Genomic DNA, 15,794 nt, shown 5'->3' with positions numbered 1-15,794 from the left:
TCGCGGAGTCATCACATGACACGTCAACAACCCGTTGCACATGAGGAGTTGACAGCACCTAGTGATCTGGTTCGGAGATCCTGTCGCAGTAGCGGCAGATCCGGTCGAGGATCTGGTCGGCGGTCTTGGTCCACTTGAAGGGCCGGGCTTCGTCGTTCCAGACCTTGATCCAGTTTTCGAGTGCGGCCTTGAGGTCGTCGAGGGAACAGAACACGCCGCGTTCAAGGCAGCGCCGTTCCAACTCGGCGAACCACCGCTCGACCTGGTTGATCCACGACGAGTAGGTCGGGGTGAAGTGGAGCTGGAAGCGGGGATGCGCCAGGAGCCACTTGTGCACCACCGGCGCCTTGTGGGCGGAGAGGTTGTCGCAGATCACGTGGACCGCCAGGTGCTTGTCGGTCTGGCGGTCGATCTCGTCGAGGAAGTCACGGAAGTCCACCGCCCGGTGCTGCGCGGACAGTTTCGTGATCACCTTGCCCGTCGCCGTGTTCAGGGCGGCGAACAGGTCGACGGTGCCGTGCCGGACGTAGTCGAAACTCCGCCGCTCGGGCACTCCCGGGACCATCGGCAGGACCGGCGCGGTCCGCTGAAGGGCCTGGATCTGCGGCTTCTCGTCCACCGCGAAGACCACCGCGTTGGCCGGCGGAGCGAGGTAGAGGCCGACGACGTCACGGACCTTGTCGATCAGGAACGGGTCCGGGGAGATCTTGAAGGTCTCCGTGCGCCAGGGCTGGAGGCCGAAAGCGTGCCAGATCCTCAGCACGCTCGCCGGGGAGATTCCCACGACCTTGGCCAGCTCCCGCTTCGACCAGTGCGTCCCGCCCGGGGGAGTCTGCTCCAGGGTGCGGACCACGACCTCTTCCACCTGGGCGTCGGTAATGGTCCGCGGCACCCCGGGCCGCGGCTCGTCCGCGAGTCCGTCCAGGCGCTGGGCCACGAACCGTGTGCGCCAGCGGCGCACGGTGCCTCTGCCGACATCGAGTCGCGCGGCGACCACGGTGTTGTTCCAGCCGTTCGCGCACGCCAGCACGATCCGTGCGCGAACGGCCAGCCCCTGCGCGGTCGAGCGGCGCTTGGCCCAGTTCTCCAGCGTCAGCCGCTCGGCCTCCGACAGCACGACAGGTTCCAGCCGGGTATCACCCATGCCCACAGGACAGCGCGAACGCGCGACCTGCCGCAGGCGAACACCGCAATCTGAAACAGGGGACGCCTCACGTGGCGACCCACGACCTCAAAACCAGATCACTAGTGTGGTGGGTCGGCAGGAGCGGGCACGATACGGGGGCCCTTGTCCGGCCCTGCCCTCGCAGTCTTGAGTCCCGTGGCCCCCACGACCAGGGACACTACGTGAGCACATCCATACGACAGCGCCTGAAAAGGCGCCTCTCTGCCGCGCTGGCGGTCGTCTCCTCGGCGGCGGTGCTGCTGGTCGGCCTGCCGTCCGTGGCGTCGGCCGCGCCCGGGGACTACGCGAAGATCACCGGCGGTAAGCGGTGCGATCAGATGCACCTGAAGAGGACCATCCCGCGCACGCCGAACAACTCGGGTGCGCCGACGGGTCAGCACCACTGGACGAAGTCCGGGCCGGACGAGGAGTACTACTACAACAACGCGTTCAAGGGTTTCGAGAACGTTCCCGCGCCCACTGCGGCCGAGCTGGGGCAGGTCACCGGCAGCCGCGCGGACATCGACAAGTGGGACAAGGCATATGCGGCCTCCAAGGACCCGGAGGACATGCGCAAAGCGATCTACTCCCGCTATCAGCGGCATCGGAACGAGTCGAACAACCCCAAGCCGTTCGGCAGCTGGAAGGTCAACCTGATCAGCGCGCAGGTCAGCAAGCAGAAGGGGGGCGTGTTCGAGGTCAAGGCGGTTCAGGACTTCAACATGGTCGGCCCTGACTGGCTGTGCGAGGTCACGATCGAGATCTTCGACAAGGACGGCAAGAAGATCGCCTCCCGGCGGTACGACTCCTACAACCAGCGCACCGGTGACCTGGGGGAGTTCAAGTCCGACGGGAAGCGCAAGCCGGCCCAGCTCCGGGCCGACAGGATCATCCTGCGGCACAAGGACGCGAAGCACGACTTCACCCGGCACCGCCTGACGATGTTCACGTCGGAGAAGCCGAACGGGGCCACCCTCCGCGACTACAAGGCCGAGAACGACAAGCTGCGGGCGGAGCGGGGGACGGGGAACAATCCGATCCGGATCGCGGAGCGCCGGGCGACCGCGAAGGGCCTGTGGCCGCAGACGAAGTACACGAAGACGTACAACGTGTTCAACCCGCTGCCGAACCGCGGCACCCAGGGCCCGGGAGCCTCGATGGCCTACGGGTCGGGACAGAACCCTGCCCAGGCCCGGCAGTTGCAGAACCAGTACCTGGCGAACAACGCCCGGTCCGCGCTCGGCCGGGGCCCGGGCGGGGTGGACTTCTCCACTCTGGAGCTCCAGTACGTCGGCGACCCGGTCAAGGGCAAGGCCCTGGACTACTCCATGAAGGCCGACCTCATGCCCGATGAGGACAACGACCCGGGCTGGGGCGGACAGGCGAAGGTCGAACTGGCCTCCGATGCCCTGTTCACGTGGCTTGCGCTCACCCCGGACCGGCAGTGGGTGAACCTCAACCCCGACCAGCCCGACACCATCATGGACAAGGCGTTCGGTGAAACCGACGCCGGCCGTGTCCTCCTCGTGGCCGACATGGAGATGAAGCGGGACTTCTCCCGCGCCATGGACCCCAAGAAGTCCCCCGGCAAGGAGTTCATGAACGCCGCCCCCAAGGTCGACGGGGTGCCGTGCTGGGGATCGGGACGCAACTGGATCGTTCCCGGCCTGGCGAAGGTCCGCGAGCAGGACGGCGGGATCTACATCCTCGACGCCCCGCTGGAGGTCAACCACGCGGCGATGGACTTCGACACGCCCGTGCAGGGAGAGGACTGCTCGAAGAAGCTCAGCAAGGAGGAGAAGGAGCGCAGCCACCGGCTGATCACCCGCTACCTCGTCCCCCACGTCGAGAAGCAGATCAACACCGAGCCCAAATACGCCGACCTGCGCCGCGTCTACAAGTCCCGCGTCGCGGCCGAGTGGATCCGCCAGCAGGACGCGAAGAAGGCCACCGACTTCCGCCCCATCATCAACAGCAACAACCTGAAGCGGTGGCCGCTGCGCGGTGAGAACGCCGACTGGGACAAGCGGACCGTGTGGCAGGAGATGGTGAAGTCCTTCACCAAGGGCGAGTTCACCTACGAATGGCCCCTCGGCGACGGCAGGATCTACACGTTCTTCGTCGGCGGCGTCGACTTCGCCAAGGCCCCGAAGCGGAACATCACAGGCGTCGAGTTCAACGCCCAGCACCGTGAACTGCCTCGCACGACGAAGGACTCCGTCCGCACGGAGACCTCCGCCCGCGACAGCGACACCGCGTTCCTGGGTGGCAACGGCGCCGCCCTGACGGATGACGGGAAGCCCGACCCGACGCCGACGCCGACGCCGACGCCGACGCCGACGCCGACGCCGACGCCGACCGACCCGACCGACCCGACCGATCCGCCCACGTCGCCGGGCCCGGACCCGACCAAGCCTGGCAACGGTGACACCGGCGGCAGTGGTGGCGCGACGCCTCCGGCGAACCGGCCGGACCCGGACGGCGGCCTCGCCGACACCGGATCGGACACCCCGATCGGCCTGATCTCCGGCATCGCCGCGGCGATCGCCGCCACCGGCGCGGCCCTGGTGTGGTGGATGCGGCGTCGCCGCACCGTCCAGGAGTAGCCTGAACGAGCAGCACAAACAGGAAGGGCCCCACCCCGGTTCGCCCCGGGGTGGGGCCCTTCCCATGTGTACTGGGTGGCAGCTGACCAGACGCCCATGCGGGATCGACGTCCGGTCGTGGGCCCGAGGACTGCTCCAAGGCCCGGGGAGTCGGACGGCCGTGGGCCGGCGTCGAACGAGATGAAGCAGGCTCCGCATCCCCGTGGCCGCCGCTCCGTCTGATCGAGCAGTCCATGGAGGAACGGGATCGCGTGAGTCGGGGTGCCACCCCCTCAGCCGGACCGGACTTGGACCGGAAATAGACCGGAAGAGCTGGTCAAGAGTGGGATGACAGTGGGAGCAACTGGGAGTTGCGCCGCGTAATCCTTCTCGCGCTGGCCGACGCGACCGATGGGCGCCTGCCTGGGCAAAATCCAAGGTCAGCCGTCACTCAACGTGGCCGACTTCGCCACCAGCGGCGCGCCGCTGGCCGTCCCGTCCGTGCGGGGTGGCCGATCGGTTGAACGTGACCAGTCGCCTCGGCCGTGACGGGCGACCAGCCCCAGCGGCTCGGGTCGGCGCCCGGACACCGCCACCGTGTGTCCCGCCCGGGTCAATGACTGCGCGGTCGCCGCCCCTCGCGGAGGTCCAAGCGGTGCCACGAGACGCCAGGGGCTTCGCCGGGTCGGGAGTTGAAGGTCGCGGCTGCCGGGCGGCCTGCGGAGATTGCCTGCCGTACCAGCTCGGTCCCCAGGAACCCGCTGGCTCCAATGCGCGCTGAGGTCGTCGTACCGGTACCGGGGGGATTCGGGCACGGCCATCGGCGTCTCCTCGCTCCGGGGGAGGCCCCTCCCGGGACCACCCCCAGCCTGTGCGTCCCCGCGGCCCCGGGCCACTCGGTGCGACCGAACGCATGAGGGCCCGGGGGTGGCGCGGAGACGCCGGCTCCGGTCGGGTGACCGGTCTACCAGATCGCCTCGACCCACTCGGGGTGGTCGATGAACGGGTTGCGGTTGCCCTGGTAGGTGCCGAAGATGATGTCGTTGCGGCGTTCCTCGAAGGTGCTCGGCGGGTCCTGCTCGTTCCACTGCTTCAGGATCGCGAGACGGCCGTGGTACGGGACGCTGCCGTTGGAGGTCGACTCGTTGGGCTCCAGGTCGGCCCAGGCGTCGTCGCCCTCGTAGCGGACGGCCATGTACAGGATCATGCGGGCCACGTCCCCCTTGTCCGCGTTGCGCGGCTCGAAGGAGTTGGAGTCCGTGTAGCTGCCGGAGGCGCCGCTGACCGGGCTGCCGCCGGTGTCCCAGTCCTTGTTCCCGCGGGTGCTGTTGACCTGGACGTCGCAGGCGCGCAGGTGGTGCAGGTCGGTGCCGGGGCCGGCCGAGGTGCCGAAGCTGCCGTGGGACTGCGCCCACACGTGCTCGCGGTTCCAGTCGCCCACGTCACCGCCGTTGAGGGACTTGCTGCGCGAGACCCCGCTGTACAGCAGGATCACGTTGCCGGTGTTGTTGGGATCCTGGTCGGTGACCTTCAGCGCGTTCCAGACCGCGTCGTACGAGATCTTGCTCTGGCTGCTGATGATCGTGTGCAGCGAGGACTTGAGGCTCGTGCCGGTCTTGCCGATCGCGTTCTTGTAGTAGGTGCTGTCGTAGGCGGTGGTCGTGGCGCTCGCGGGAGTCGCGGTGACCGCCGGAAGCGTGAGGGCGACGAGGACGGCGGATATCGCTGCCGCCCACACCTTCCATCTGCCTGTCTGCGCAACGGACATGGGGGGCCCTTTCCCGGGGACGGCACGCTGAGAAGCGCGGCGCCCGGCTCATGGGCGCCGCGATCTACGCGTGTTGACTGCTGACAGCCGGGAGCGTGGCACGGGGGAGGGGCCTGTCGTGTAACCGCGAGGGGACTTTTCCATGACGTTCTCGCATACACCGGAACCGCTGACCGCCCATCAGCGTCCGCCCGTCGCGGATCCCTTGGCCTGACGGGAGATCGTCCCGCCCGCGCCCCCGGCACCCCCGGCTGTCAGATGCCCCGTACGTCCACCGGCATCCCCTTCGGCTCCTTGATCCGCTTCATGATGATCTGCGAGTTCACCTCGGTGACCCCGGCCAGCGTCGTCAGCCGCTCGATCCACAGCCGCTCGTACGCCGCGAGATCGGCCACCGCGATGCGCAGCAGGCAGCCGGGGCTCCCGAACAGCCGGTACGCCTCGATGACGTCCGGCACGTCCTGGAGGGCCTCCTCGAAGGCCTCCACCGTCTCGCGGTCCCGGCGCACCTCCACCGAGACGAGCACCTCGAAGCCCCGCCCCACCGCCTCCGGGTCGATGATCGCCCGATAGCCCTGGATCACCCCGTCCTGCTCCAGCTGGCGGACCCGGCGCATGCAGGGGGAGGGGCTGAGCCCGACCCGCTGGGCCAGCTCCTGGTTGCTCAGTCGGCCGTCGTTCTGAAGCTCGCGCAAGATTTGGAGATCGATTCGGTCCATGGCGCAATTATCCACCAAGGATGAGCGCCTCCTGGGCTGAATTGGCAATCGCCTTGCGCGCCTCCTGCTCTATCGTTGCGATCGCAGGGCACAAGCGGGCGCTGCGGACATTCGGTACGGAGTGAGGGCGGGCAGCCATGAAGCGGACGAACGACGGAGAACCGCGCCGGATCGTCGTCATCAGCACCGGTGGCACGATCGCCAGCCGCTGGCAGGGCACTGGCTACGCGGCCGACGCCTCCGGCAGCGACGTCCTGGCCACCGCCCCGCTTCCCGAGGGCGTCACCGTCGAGGTCGTCGACCTGTTCAACGTCAACAGCTCGCGCATGACCTCGGCCCATCAGCTCGCCCTCCTGCGGACCGTCCAGGAGACCTTCGCCGACCCAGGCGTCGACGGCATCGTGGTCACCCACGGCACCGACACCCTGGAGGAGACCGCCTTCCTGCTGGACCTCCACCACACCGACGCCCGCCCGGTCGTCCTCACCGGCGCCCAGCGCCCCTTCGGCACGGGTGACGGCGACGGCCCCGGGAACCTGTACGACGCGCTCCAGGTCGCCGCCTCCGTCCGTGAGCTCGGCGTCCTCGTCGTCTTCGACGGTCGTGTCCACGCGGCGCGCGGCACCGTCAAGACCCAGACCCTCGCCGCCGACGCCTTCTCGGACCCCTCCACCGACCGCCTCGGCCGCGTCGGCTTCTCCCGCGTCGACATCGAGCGCCTCCCGGAGCGCCCGGCCCCGCTGCCGCTCCCCGCCGCCGCCCGGACCGCGACCCCCGGTGCCACCGGCCCCGACGCGACCCCGCTGCCCCGGGTCGACATCGTCACGCACCACTCCGACGGCGACCCGCTCCTCCTCAACGCGGCCATAGCCGCCGGCGCCCGGGGCATCGTCCTGGAAGCGACCGGCGCGGGCAACGCCACGCCCGAGATCGCCGCCGCCGTCGCCGACGCGGTCGCCCTGGGCCTCCTCGTCGCCGTCACCACCCGGGTTCCCGCCGGGCCGCTCGCCGAGATCTACACCGGCGGCGGAGCGGTCGACCTCGTCGCCGCCGGAGCGCTGCTCACCGGTACGCTCCGGGCCGGCCAGGCGCGGATCGCCGTCCTCTCCGCACTCCTCGCCGAGGGGGACGGCGCCACGGGCGCGGACCCCGCCCGCCGCACCGCCCTCCTGCGCCGCCTCCTCGACGGACCCGTCCGCGCCGAACCGGCCCTCGCCACCGGCGGCTCCCGGTCGGCCTCGGCGGTCGCGACGCGCCCCTGACCGGGGCGACGCCCCGAACGACCGGCGCCTTGCGTCACACCGGGCTCCGAACGACCGGAGCAGGAGCCCCGAACCACCGGCGCCCGGGACCACTGGAGCCCCCGTCCCACCGGTGCCCGGGACCACTGGAGCCCCCGCCCCACCGGCGCACGCTCCGTCCCACCGGCCCCTGACCCGGGCCCCCAATCCACCGGCTCGCGGGCGGGGTGTTCCCCACCCCCCGCCCGCGAGCCGGCGCCAACCTTCTCCGACCGCCCCCGCTGCCGTACGGCCCCGCGACCGCCACCCGCCGGGCCGTCGCGGAGCCGTGCCCGGGCGTCGGCCCTCCCCGCCCGCACACCGCTTCCCCCAAGGACGCCACCCATGGTTCCCGCACCCGCCCCGCACCCCACTCCCGTCCGCCGCGAGCACGATCTCCTCGGCGACCGGGACGTCCCCGCCGACGCCTACTGGGGTGTGCACACCCTGCGCGCCACCGAGAACTTCGCCATCACCGGCATGCCGATCTCGGTCTACCCCCTGCTGATCGACGCGCTCGCCTCGGTGAAGGAGGCCGCGGCCCGGGCCAACGAGGAACTCGGGCTGCTCCCCGCCGACAAGGCCGCCGCCATCGCCGGTGCCTGCCGCGAGATCCGGTCCGGACACCTGCACGACCAGTTCGTCGTCGACGTGGTCCAGGGCGGCGCCGGCACCTCCACCAACATGAACGCCAACGAGGTCGTCGCCAACCGGGCCCTGGAGCTCCTCGGCCACGCGAAGGGCGACTACGCCCGCCTCCACCCCAACGAGGACGTCAACCTCGGCCAGTCCACCAACGACGTCTACCCGACCGCCATCCGCATCGCGGCGATCGGTGCGGCCCGCGAGCTGCTCCTCGCGATGGCCGTGCTCCAGGACGCCTTCGCCGCCAAGGCCCTGGAGTTCCGCGAGGTCGTGAAGATGGGCCGCACCCAGCTCCAGGACGCGGTGCCCATGACCCTCGGCCAGGAGTTCTCCACGTACGCCGTGATGCTGGAGGAGGACCGCGGGCGCCTCGCCGAGGCCGTCGAGCTCATCCACGAGATCAACCTCGGCGCCACCGCCATCGGTACGGGTCTCAACGCCGCCCCCGGCTACGCGGAGACCGCCCGCCGCAACCTCGCCGAGCTGACCGGCCTGCCCCTCGTGACCTCAGTCAACCTGATCGAGGCCACCCAGGACTGCGGTGCCTTCGTCCAGCTCTCCGGGGTCCTCAAGCGCATCGCCGTCAAGCTCTCCAAGACCTGCAACGACCTGCGTCTGCTCTCCTCCGGGCCGCGCGCCGGTTTCGGCGAGATCAACCTGCCGCCGGTGCAGGCCGGTTCGAGCATCATGCCCGGCAAGGTCAACCCGGTCATCCCCGAGGTCGTGAACCAGGTCGCCTTCGAGGTGATCGGCAACGACATCACCATCACCATGGCCGCCGAGGGCGGACAGCTCCAGCTCAACGCCTTCGAGCCGGTCATCTTCCACGCCCTCTCGAAGAGCCTCCTCTCGCTCCGGGCCGCCTGCCTCACCCTCGCCGAGCGCTGCGTCAACGGCATCACGGCCAACACCGAGGCCCTGCGCGAGGCCGTCGAGAACTCCATCGGCCTCGCGACGGCCCTCAACCCGCACCTCGGCTACACCGCCGCCACGGCCATCGCCCAGGAGGCGCTCGCGACCGGCCGGGGCGTCGCCGAACTCACCCTGGAGAAGGGCCTGCTGCCCGCCCACCGGCTCGCCGAACTGCTCACCCCCGAGCGCCTCACGGGCGCCCCGCGCGCCTCCGCCGTCTGACCCGGCGCGGCGCGAGGCCGTTCGATAGGTGCGTCCGGACTGAAGTTACCCGTCGGTTTCTCGTGACTTCCCCGATTGGCGACAGTAGAACATGTTCCCATTCGCTCACGAGTGAGGAACGTCACATGAGTGAACACCCCTTGTCCGGCAAGGGAATCGGCGGTGTGAGCCGCCGCCGATTCCTCGCGGGAACAGGTTCCCTTCTGGGTGCCGCGGCCCTCGTCGGCCACGCGGCCCCGGCCCACGCCGAGACCCGCCTCGTCAACACCCCCATCCCCACAGGCGCCCACGTCCCCGCCCTCGTCATCGGCACCGGCTACGGAGGCTCCGTCGCCGCCCTCCGCCTCGCCGCCGCGGGCGTCAACGTCCACATGGTCGAGATGGGCATGGCCTGGGACACCCCGGGACCCGACGGCCGGATCTTCGCCAACACCACCAAACCCGACTACCGCTCCTTCTGGCTGCGCAGCCGCACCAAGCAGCCCCTGAGCAACTTCCTCGGCTTCCCCCTCGACAAGGACGTCCCCTGTCACACGGGCATCCTCGACGCCGAGGACTTCGCCGGCATCACCGTCTACCAGGGCCGGGGCGTCGGCGGCGGCTCCCTCGTCAACGGCGGCATGGCCGTCACCCCGCGCCGTGAGAACTTCGCCGCCATCCTCCCGACCGTCGACGCGCAGGAGATGTACGCGACGTACTACCCGCGCGCCAACGCCGGGCTCGGCGTCACTGCCGTGGACCCGGCCTGGTGGGAGAGCGCCGCCTGCTACCAGTACGCCCGCGTCGGCCGCAAGCACGCCCAGCGCTCCGGCTTCCCGTTCGTCTTCGTGCCGAACGTCTACGACTGGGAGTACATGAAACAGGAGGCCGCCGGCGCCGTACCGAAGTCGGCCCTCGACGGCGAGGTCATCTACGGCAACAACCACGGCAAGAAGACCCTCCAGAAGACCTACCTCGCCCAGGCCGCGGCCACCGGCCGGGTCACCGTCTCGGCGCTTCACAAGGTCACCTCCGTCACGCCGAGGTCCGGCGGCGGCTACACCGTCGCCATCGACCAGATCGACACCACCGGAGTCACCCTCACGAGCAAGACGGTCACCGCCGACAAGGTCTTCTTCGCCGCGGGGAGCGTCGGCACCAGCAAGCTCCTCACCCGGCTCAAGGCCACCGGCGCCCTGCCCTCCCTCAACGACCAGATCGGCAAGGGCTGGGGCGACAACGGCAACGTCATGTGCGGCCGCGCCAACCACATGTGGGACCCGACCGGCAAGCTCCAGTCGGCCATGCCCACCGCGGGCATCGACAACTGGGACGCGGGCGGCGCCTTCGCCGAGGTCGCCCCGCTGCCGACCGGCATCGAGACGTACGCCTCCTTCTACCTCTCCATCACCAAGACGCCCCACCGGGCCGAGTTCACCTGGAACCCCGCCACCGGCAAGGTCGACCTCTCCTGGCAGCAGGCCTGGAAGCAGACCTCCATCGACGCGGCGAAGACGATCTTCGACAAGATCAACGCGAAGGAGGGCACGATCTACCGCACCGACCTCTTCGGCGTGTACAAGATCTGGGGCGACCACCTCACCTACCACCCGCTCGGCGGCGCCGTCCTGGGCAAGGCGACCGACAACCACGGCCGCCTCCACGGCTACCAGGGCCTGTACGTCATCGACGGCGCCCTGATCCCCGGAAACGCGAGCGTCAACCCGTTCGTCACCATCACGGCCCTCGCCGAACGCAACATCGAGCGGATCGTGGCCGAGGACTTCTGACGGGAGGACGAGGAAGGGCCGGCCGGTGACCCCGGCCGGCCCTTCCGTACGTGACGCCCGTACGTGACGCCCATGCGTCACGTCCTCAGTGCGTCGGCAGCACGCACACCGTGTCGAGGCCGAGCACCCGGTTGAGCCGCCCGAACGCCAGCCACGAGCCCAGACTCATCGTCAGCTCCACGATCTCCGCCTGGCTGTACCGCGCCGTCATCCGCGCCCAGAACTCCTCGTCCAGACCGTGGTGGTCCAGCGCGTACCGCTCCGCGTACTCGGCCGCGAGCCGTGTCCGCTCGTCGAAGGCCTCCGAGACCTCCGTCTCCCGCCAGGCCGCGACGACGTCGTCGAACCCCTCCTCGACCTTCACGCCGTCCCGGTCCGTGCGCCAGTCCAGACAGAACCCGCAGCCGTTGATCTGCGCGATCCGCAGTCTGGCCGCCTCGAACTCGCGCAGTCCCAGGGTCGTGTGGGCGTACACCGACAGCGAGAAGTTCGCCGCCGCCGTCCCGATCTCCGGAACCATGTCGCCCCACACGTACCCGATCGGCTCCTGGCCCTCGGGAATGTCGATGATCACCGTGGTCTCCTTCCGAGCTTCCCGACCGCCGGCCTCAGCGGTACGTCCAACGCGTCGTACAGTCCGGGCTCCGCCGCCACCAGCCAGTCGATCGCCCCGACGAGCCGGCCCACCGCCGTGGCGTTGCCGCCCGCCGAGCGGTTCTCGCCCTCGTCGGTCGCCGCCACCGTCACCTCGATCCGGGGGCTGCCCTCGACGATCACCCGGTGCGCGCCCGCCCCGTCCGGCGGCACCGGCCAGTCCGGCGCGCACGACGGGTGGATCCGGGTGACGTGCTCGATCACGATCCGGGGTTCCCCGCCGACGATCCCCTGCACCTCGAAGCGGATCGCGCCCTGCGTCCCCGCCTCGAAGACGCCCATCGTCCGCGTCTTCACCGTGGACTCCAGCGGGCGCCGGTCCACCGTCTCGCGGATCTCGTCGAGCTCGGCGCCCAGGGCGCGCGCCATCAGCCGCACCTGCCCGCCCCAGATCATGGTCGGTACCGAGGGCCACAGCATCGGCGGCTCGTACTCCATCGGCCGGCCCATCCCCACCAGCTCCCGGACCGACTCCTCCTGCTCGTACGTCGAGTAGTCGAAGATCTCCTGGCAGCGGATCACGTCCACCGTGGCACCGAGCCCGCTCACGAGCAGCGGCAGCACGTCGTTGCCCCAGCCCGGATCCACGCCCGACACGAAGAGCGAACCGCCGCCCTCGGCGACCGCCGCGAGCACCGGATCCCGGAACTCGGGCGGTGCGTTGCGCTGGTCGTACAGCGGATACAGCGCGGGGGTGACCACCACCGCGCCCGCCGCGACCGCCCGTGCCACGTCGGCGAGCGCCCCGTCGGGCCGGGTGTCGCCGGAGGCCGCGTACACCACCGCCCCCGGCCGCTCGCCGAGCACCGCGCCGACGTCGTCGACGGCCGCCACCCCGAGGTCGCACCCGAGCCCCGCGAGGCGGCCCGCGTCGCGGCCGACCTTCGCCGGGTCGGAGACGAGGACGGCCACGAGTTCGAGGCCTGGGTGGGCGTCCACGGCACGGATGGCCGCGCGCCCGACATTTCCGGTACCCCACACCACTGTCCGAATCATGCGCGGAGGGTAGCGCCGGGCCCCGAAGGTTCCCATACCCGTGACGGGATCATCTGACGAATCGTCAGATCAGGGCTCGTCGGGCAGTCCGTCGGTGGTCCGTCATGCGGCCCGTCATGCGGCCCGTCAGGCAAGCCGGAGCGCCACGAACGGCACGGTGTCGCCCGGCAGGACGTACCGCTCCACCTCCTCGAAGCCGCGCGCCAGCGCGAACCGCAGCCCCTCCTCGTTGGAGGCGAGGACCACCGTCTCGACCCCGTCGTCGCTCAGCGTCCGCGCGTGCGCGAGCCCCCGCTCGTACAGCGCGGTCCCGAACCCCCGCCCCCGGAACCCGGGCAGCGTCCGGGCGATGACGGTCGCCGCCGCGGTCTCCTCGTCCGGCGGCCGCACCGTCGAACAGCCGACCGCGACCTCCCCGAGGTACGCGACGTCCAGCCGGTTCCGGCCCGTCCTCTCCCTCACCTCTTCGAGGGAGAGGACGGCGGTGGGGATGATCGCGTTGTGGACGGCCCACCAGTCGGCGAGCTGTGCCTCGCTTCGCGCCCGTTCGATACGAAGATCGTTCATGCGGGCAGGAAACCGCGCCCGGCACGGCCGGTCAACCTCTTTCCCGACGCGGACCGGGACGTACTCCGAACGGGTGGGGGCGCGGGCCCGGTGGCAGTGCCGACCACCGAACGGGTACGGATCGCCGCACCGCCCCCGGCCAGGAGGATGCCGTCCCATGCCCGTCCGCAAGGGTGCCCCCGCGCTGCTGAGCGCCGGCACACTGTGCGCGGCCCTGCTGCTCACCGGCTGCGCGCGCCCCGCCCCGCCCGCCCCCGCACTGTCCACCCCCAAGCCCCCGGCGGCCGCTCCCGCCCCCGCCGCCCCCGCCGCCCCCGCCGCGGGCGGCGCGCGCCCCGAGCGCGCGGCGCGGATCCCCGGCATCGGTCCGGCCACCCAGGCCCGTATCCCCGACGGCACCACCCAGGCCTTCGTCGTCACCGGCGCCACGGTGGACAGCAATACGGCGATGACGGTCCTCTACGAGCGGGATCCGGCGGGGCGGTGGACCGAGGCCGCCGGACCGTGGCCCGCCCACAACGCGCTCCGGGGCTGGACCGCGGACCACTCCGCGGGCGACCTGCGCACCCCGATCGGGGTCTTCCGGATCGGCGACGCCGGCGGACGGCTGCCCGACCCGGGCGCCCGCGTCCCGTACGACCAGGACGAGGAGTTCGCCATCAGCGGCACCGGATTCTCCGGCGAGCCCCTCGAAGGCTCCTTCGACCACGTCATCGCCATCGACTACAACCGGGTGCCCGGCCGGACACCCCTCGACAAGGAGCGGCCGCTCGGCGCCGAGAAGGGCGGCGGCGTCTGGATCCACGTCGACCACGGCGGACCCACGCAGGCCTGCGTCGCCCTGGAGCGCGGCACCCTGCGCGAGCTCCTCGTCGCCCTCGACCCGGCCCGCGAACCCGTCGTGGTCATGGGACCGGCCCCCGAACTCGCACGCTGAGGGTGAAGGGCGACCTCGCGCGCGAGCCGGGGGCTCGGGGACCTCCTGGGGGCCGGGGGCCGGGGGAGGGCCGACGCCCTACGGCGGCCCTCCGGCCCCACTGCTCATCCGGCGCCGACCACCCCGCCGCGGAACGAGGCCGTGTGGAGCCGTACCTGCTCCGGCGTCAGATAGACGTCCGTGCGCTCGAAGTCCCGCAGCGTCCCCGACTTCGACGCCAGGAACCCGGTCCGTACGAAGTCGTCCCCAGCGACGGCGTTGAGCAGCCAGTTCGTCATCACCCGGGTCTTGGCCACGTTCGTCCGCAGCGCTGACCAGTGGTAGGCGCGGGCCACGGCCTGCGCCGGCATCCCGTGCAGCTCCACGCCGAGGGGCTTCGACACCCCGTCCATCCCGCCGAGGTCGACGACGAGCCCCAGATCCTTGTGGACGTACGGATGGGTCTGCTCCCCGCGCAGCGTCGCCACCACGTTGTCGGCGAGCGCCTTGCCCTGCCGCATCGCGTGCTGCGCGGTAGGCGGGCAGATCGCACCCTTCTCGCCCTTGGCGAGATCGGGCACCGCCGCCGCGTCCCCGAGCGCCCACACCCCGTCCAGCCCCGGTACGCGCATCTCGGGGGTGACGACGAGCCGCCCCCGGAGGGTCTCTGCGCCGAGGGTCCCGATCAGCGGGCTCGCGGCGACTCCGGCCGTCCAGATCAGCGTCCGGCTCGGCAGGACGCGCCCGTCCGTGAGGGTCACCGCCTCCTCGTCCACCGAGGCCACCGACACGCCGAGCGACACCTCGATGCCCCGGCCGGTCAGGATGTTCATCGCGGCGGTGCCCAGCTTGTCGCCCAGCTCGGGCATGAGCTTCGGCGCGATGTCCACCAGATGCCACTTGATCAGCCGTGGGTCGATCCGCGGATAGCGCTTGACCGCGTTGTGGGTGAGGAGCTGGAGGCAGGCCGCCGTCTCCGTCCCCGCGTAACCGCCGCCGACCACCACGAAGCAGAGCCGCGCGGCCCGCTCGGCCTCGTCGGTGCTCGCGTCCGCGAGGTCCAGCTGGGCGATGACGTGGTCCCGGATGTACACGGCCTCGGCGAGGGTCTTCATCCCGCGCGCGTGTTCGGCGAGACCGGGGATGTCGAAGCTGCGGGTCACGCTGCCCGGAGCGAGCACGAGGTGGTCGTACGGCTCCGTCACGAACTCACCGGAGATGGTCCGCACCACGCAGACCTTCGCCTCCATGTCCACCCCGACCGCCCCGCCCGGGACGATCCGCGTCCGGTGCCGCTCGCTGCGTCGCAGCGACAGCGCGACCGACTGCGGGGTGAGCACCCCCGAAGCCACCTGGGGGAGCAGCGGCAGGTACAGCTGGTACGAGAACGGCGACAGCAGCGTGATCAGCGCCTCCCGGTCCGTCAGGCGCCGTTCGAGCCGTCGTACGCAGGCCACTCCGGCGAATCCGGCGCCCACCACGAGAATCCTCGGTCGAGTCACGCTGTCCGCCCTTTCGTATGAGCGTGCAAAATGCCCTCGGACATGGCTGGGTAAGCAGCCCGTATGGCAATGTTTCGCTGACTATCCGTGGTTC

General features: G+C 70.8%; 12 protein-coding genes. 5 read left to right on the top strand and 7 right to left on the bottom strand.

Annotated elements, in window-relative coordinates:
* Positions 1 to 58: 58 nt before the first annotated feature.
* Positions 59 to 1,144 (bottom strand): IS630 family transposase, encoded by a 1,086-nt coding sequence (locus OG361_RS01535; protein ID WP_405851442.1) that lies wholly within the window; start codon positions 1,142 to 1,144, stop codon positions 59 to 61.
* Positions 1,145 to 1,347: 203 nt separating this feature from the next.
* On the opposite strand from OG361_RS01535, the gene OG361_RS01530 reads away from it, so the two are divergent.
* A complete protein-coding gene (locus OG361_RS01530) occupies positions 1,348 to 3,771 on the top strand; it encodes a hypothetical protein (RefSeq protein WP_405851441.1) in 2,424 nt (807 codons plus the stop codon).
* Positions 3,772 to 4,714: 943 nt separating this feature from the next.
* Here OG361_RS01530 and OG361_RS01525 read toward each other — a convergent pair.
* Entirely contained in the window at positions 4,715 to 5,518 is an 804-nt protein-coding gene (locus OG361_RS01525) for an endonuclease I family protein (RefSeq protein ID WP_405851440.1), read from the bottom strand.
* A 254-nt stretch (positions 5,519 to 5,772) separates the two neighbouring features.
* Positions 5,773 to 6,237, bottom strand: a complete 465-nt coding sequence (locus OG361_RS01520; protein ID WP_405851439.1) for an Lrp/AsnC family transcriptional regulator — start codon at positions 6,235 to 6,237, stop codon at positions 5,773 to 5,775.
* 137 nt (positions 6,238 to 6,374) lie between these two features.
* On the opposite strand from OG361_RS01520, the gene OG361_RS01515 reads away from it, so the two are divergent.
* From OG361_RS01515 to OG361_RS01505, 3 genes are all read left to right on the top strand, one after another.
* A complete protein-coding gene (locus tag OG361_RS01515; RefSeq protein WP_405851438.1) occupies positions 6,375 to 7,499 on the top strand; it encodes an asparaginase in 1,125 nt (374 codons plus the stop codon).
* A gap of 363 nt (positions 7,500 to 7,862) precedes the next feature.
* Complete coding sequence (locus OG361_RS01510; RefSeq protein ID WP_405851437.1) at positions 7,863 to 9,296, top strand: aspartate ammonia-lyase; 1,434 nt, start codon at positions 7,863 to 7,865, stop codon at positions 9,294 to 9,296.
* 125 nt (positions 9,297 to 9,421) lie between these two features.
* A complete protein-coding gene (locus tag OG361_RS01505) occupies positions 9,422 to 11,065 on the top strand; it encodes a GMC oxidoreductase (protein WP_384577663.1) in 1,644 nt (547 codons plus the stop codon).
* Positions 11,066 to 11,150: 85 nt separating this feature from the next.
* Here the strand turns inward: OG361_RS01505 and OG361_RS01500 are convergent, their stop codons facing one another.
* The 3 genes from OG361_RS01500 to OG361_RS01490 all read right to left on the bottom strand — a co-directional run bounded on the left by OG361_RS01500 (position 11,151) and on the right by OG361_RS01490 (position 13,282).
* Positions 11,151 to 11,639, bottom strand: a complete 489-nt coding sequence (locus tag OG361_RS01500) for a carboxymuconolactone decarboxylase family protein (protein WP_384577677.1) — start codon at positions 11,637 to 11,639, stop codon at positions 11,151 to 11,153.
* Positions 11,636 to 12,715, bottom strand: coding sequence for a dihydrodipicolinate reductase (locus OG361_RS01495; protein WP_405851436.1), 1,080 nt, complete (start codon positions 12,713 to 12,715; stop codon positions 11,636 to 11,638). Before OG361_RS01495 ends, OG361_RS01500 begins: the two co-directional genes overlap by 4 nt.
* 126 nt (positions 12,716 to 12,841) lie before the next feature.
* On the bottom strand, positions 12,842 to 13,282 hold the full coding sequence (locus OG361_RS01490; RefSeq protein WP_405851434.1) for a GNAT family N-acetyltransferase: 441 nt from the start codon (positions 13,280 to 13,282) through the stop codon (positions 12,842 to 12,844).
* Positions 13,283 to 13,439: 157 nt separating this feature from the next.
* Between OG361_RS01490 and OG361_RS01485 the strand changes: the two genes are divergently transcribed.
* Positions 13,440 to 14,219: a hypothetical protein gene (locus tag OG361_RS01485; RefSeq protein WP_405851433.1), complete on the top strand. Its 780-nt coding sequence runs from the start codon at positions 13,440 to 13,442 to the stop codon at positions 14,217 to 14,219.
* A 104-nt stretch (positions 14,220 to 14,323) separates the two neighbouring features.
* On the opposite strand, the gene OG361_RS01480 is transcribed toward OG361_RS01485, so the two are convergent.
* Complete coding sequence (locus tag OG361_RS01480; protein WP_405851432.1) at positions 14,324 to 15,700, bottom strand: NAD(P)/FAD-dependent oxidoreductase; 1,377 nt, start codon at positions 15,698 to 15,700, stop codon at positions 14,324 to 14,326.
* Positions 15,701 to 15,794 lie beyond the last annotated feature (94 nt).

The sequence above is a fragment of the Streptomyces sp. NBC_00090 genome (assembly GCF_045160815.1).
Lineage (GTDB): Bacteria > Actinomycetota > Actinomycetes > Streptomycetales > Streptomycetaceae > Streptomyces.
This window is presented reverse-complemented; position numbering and strand designations above follow the sequence as displayed.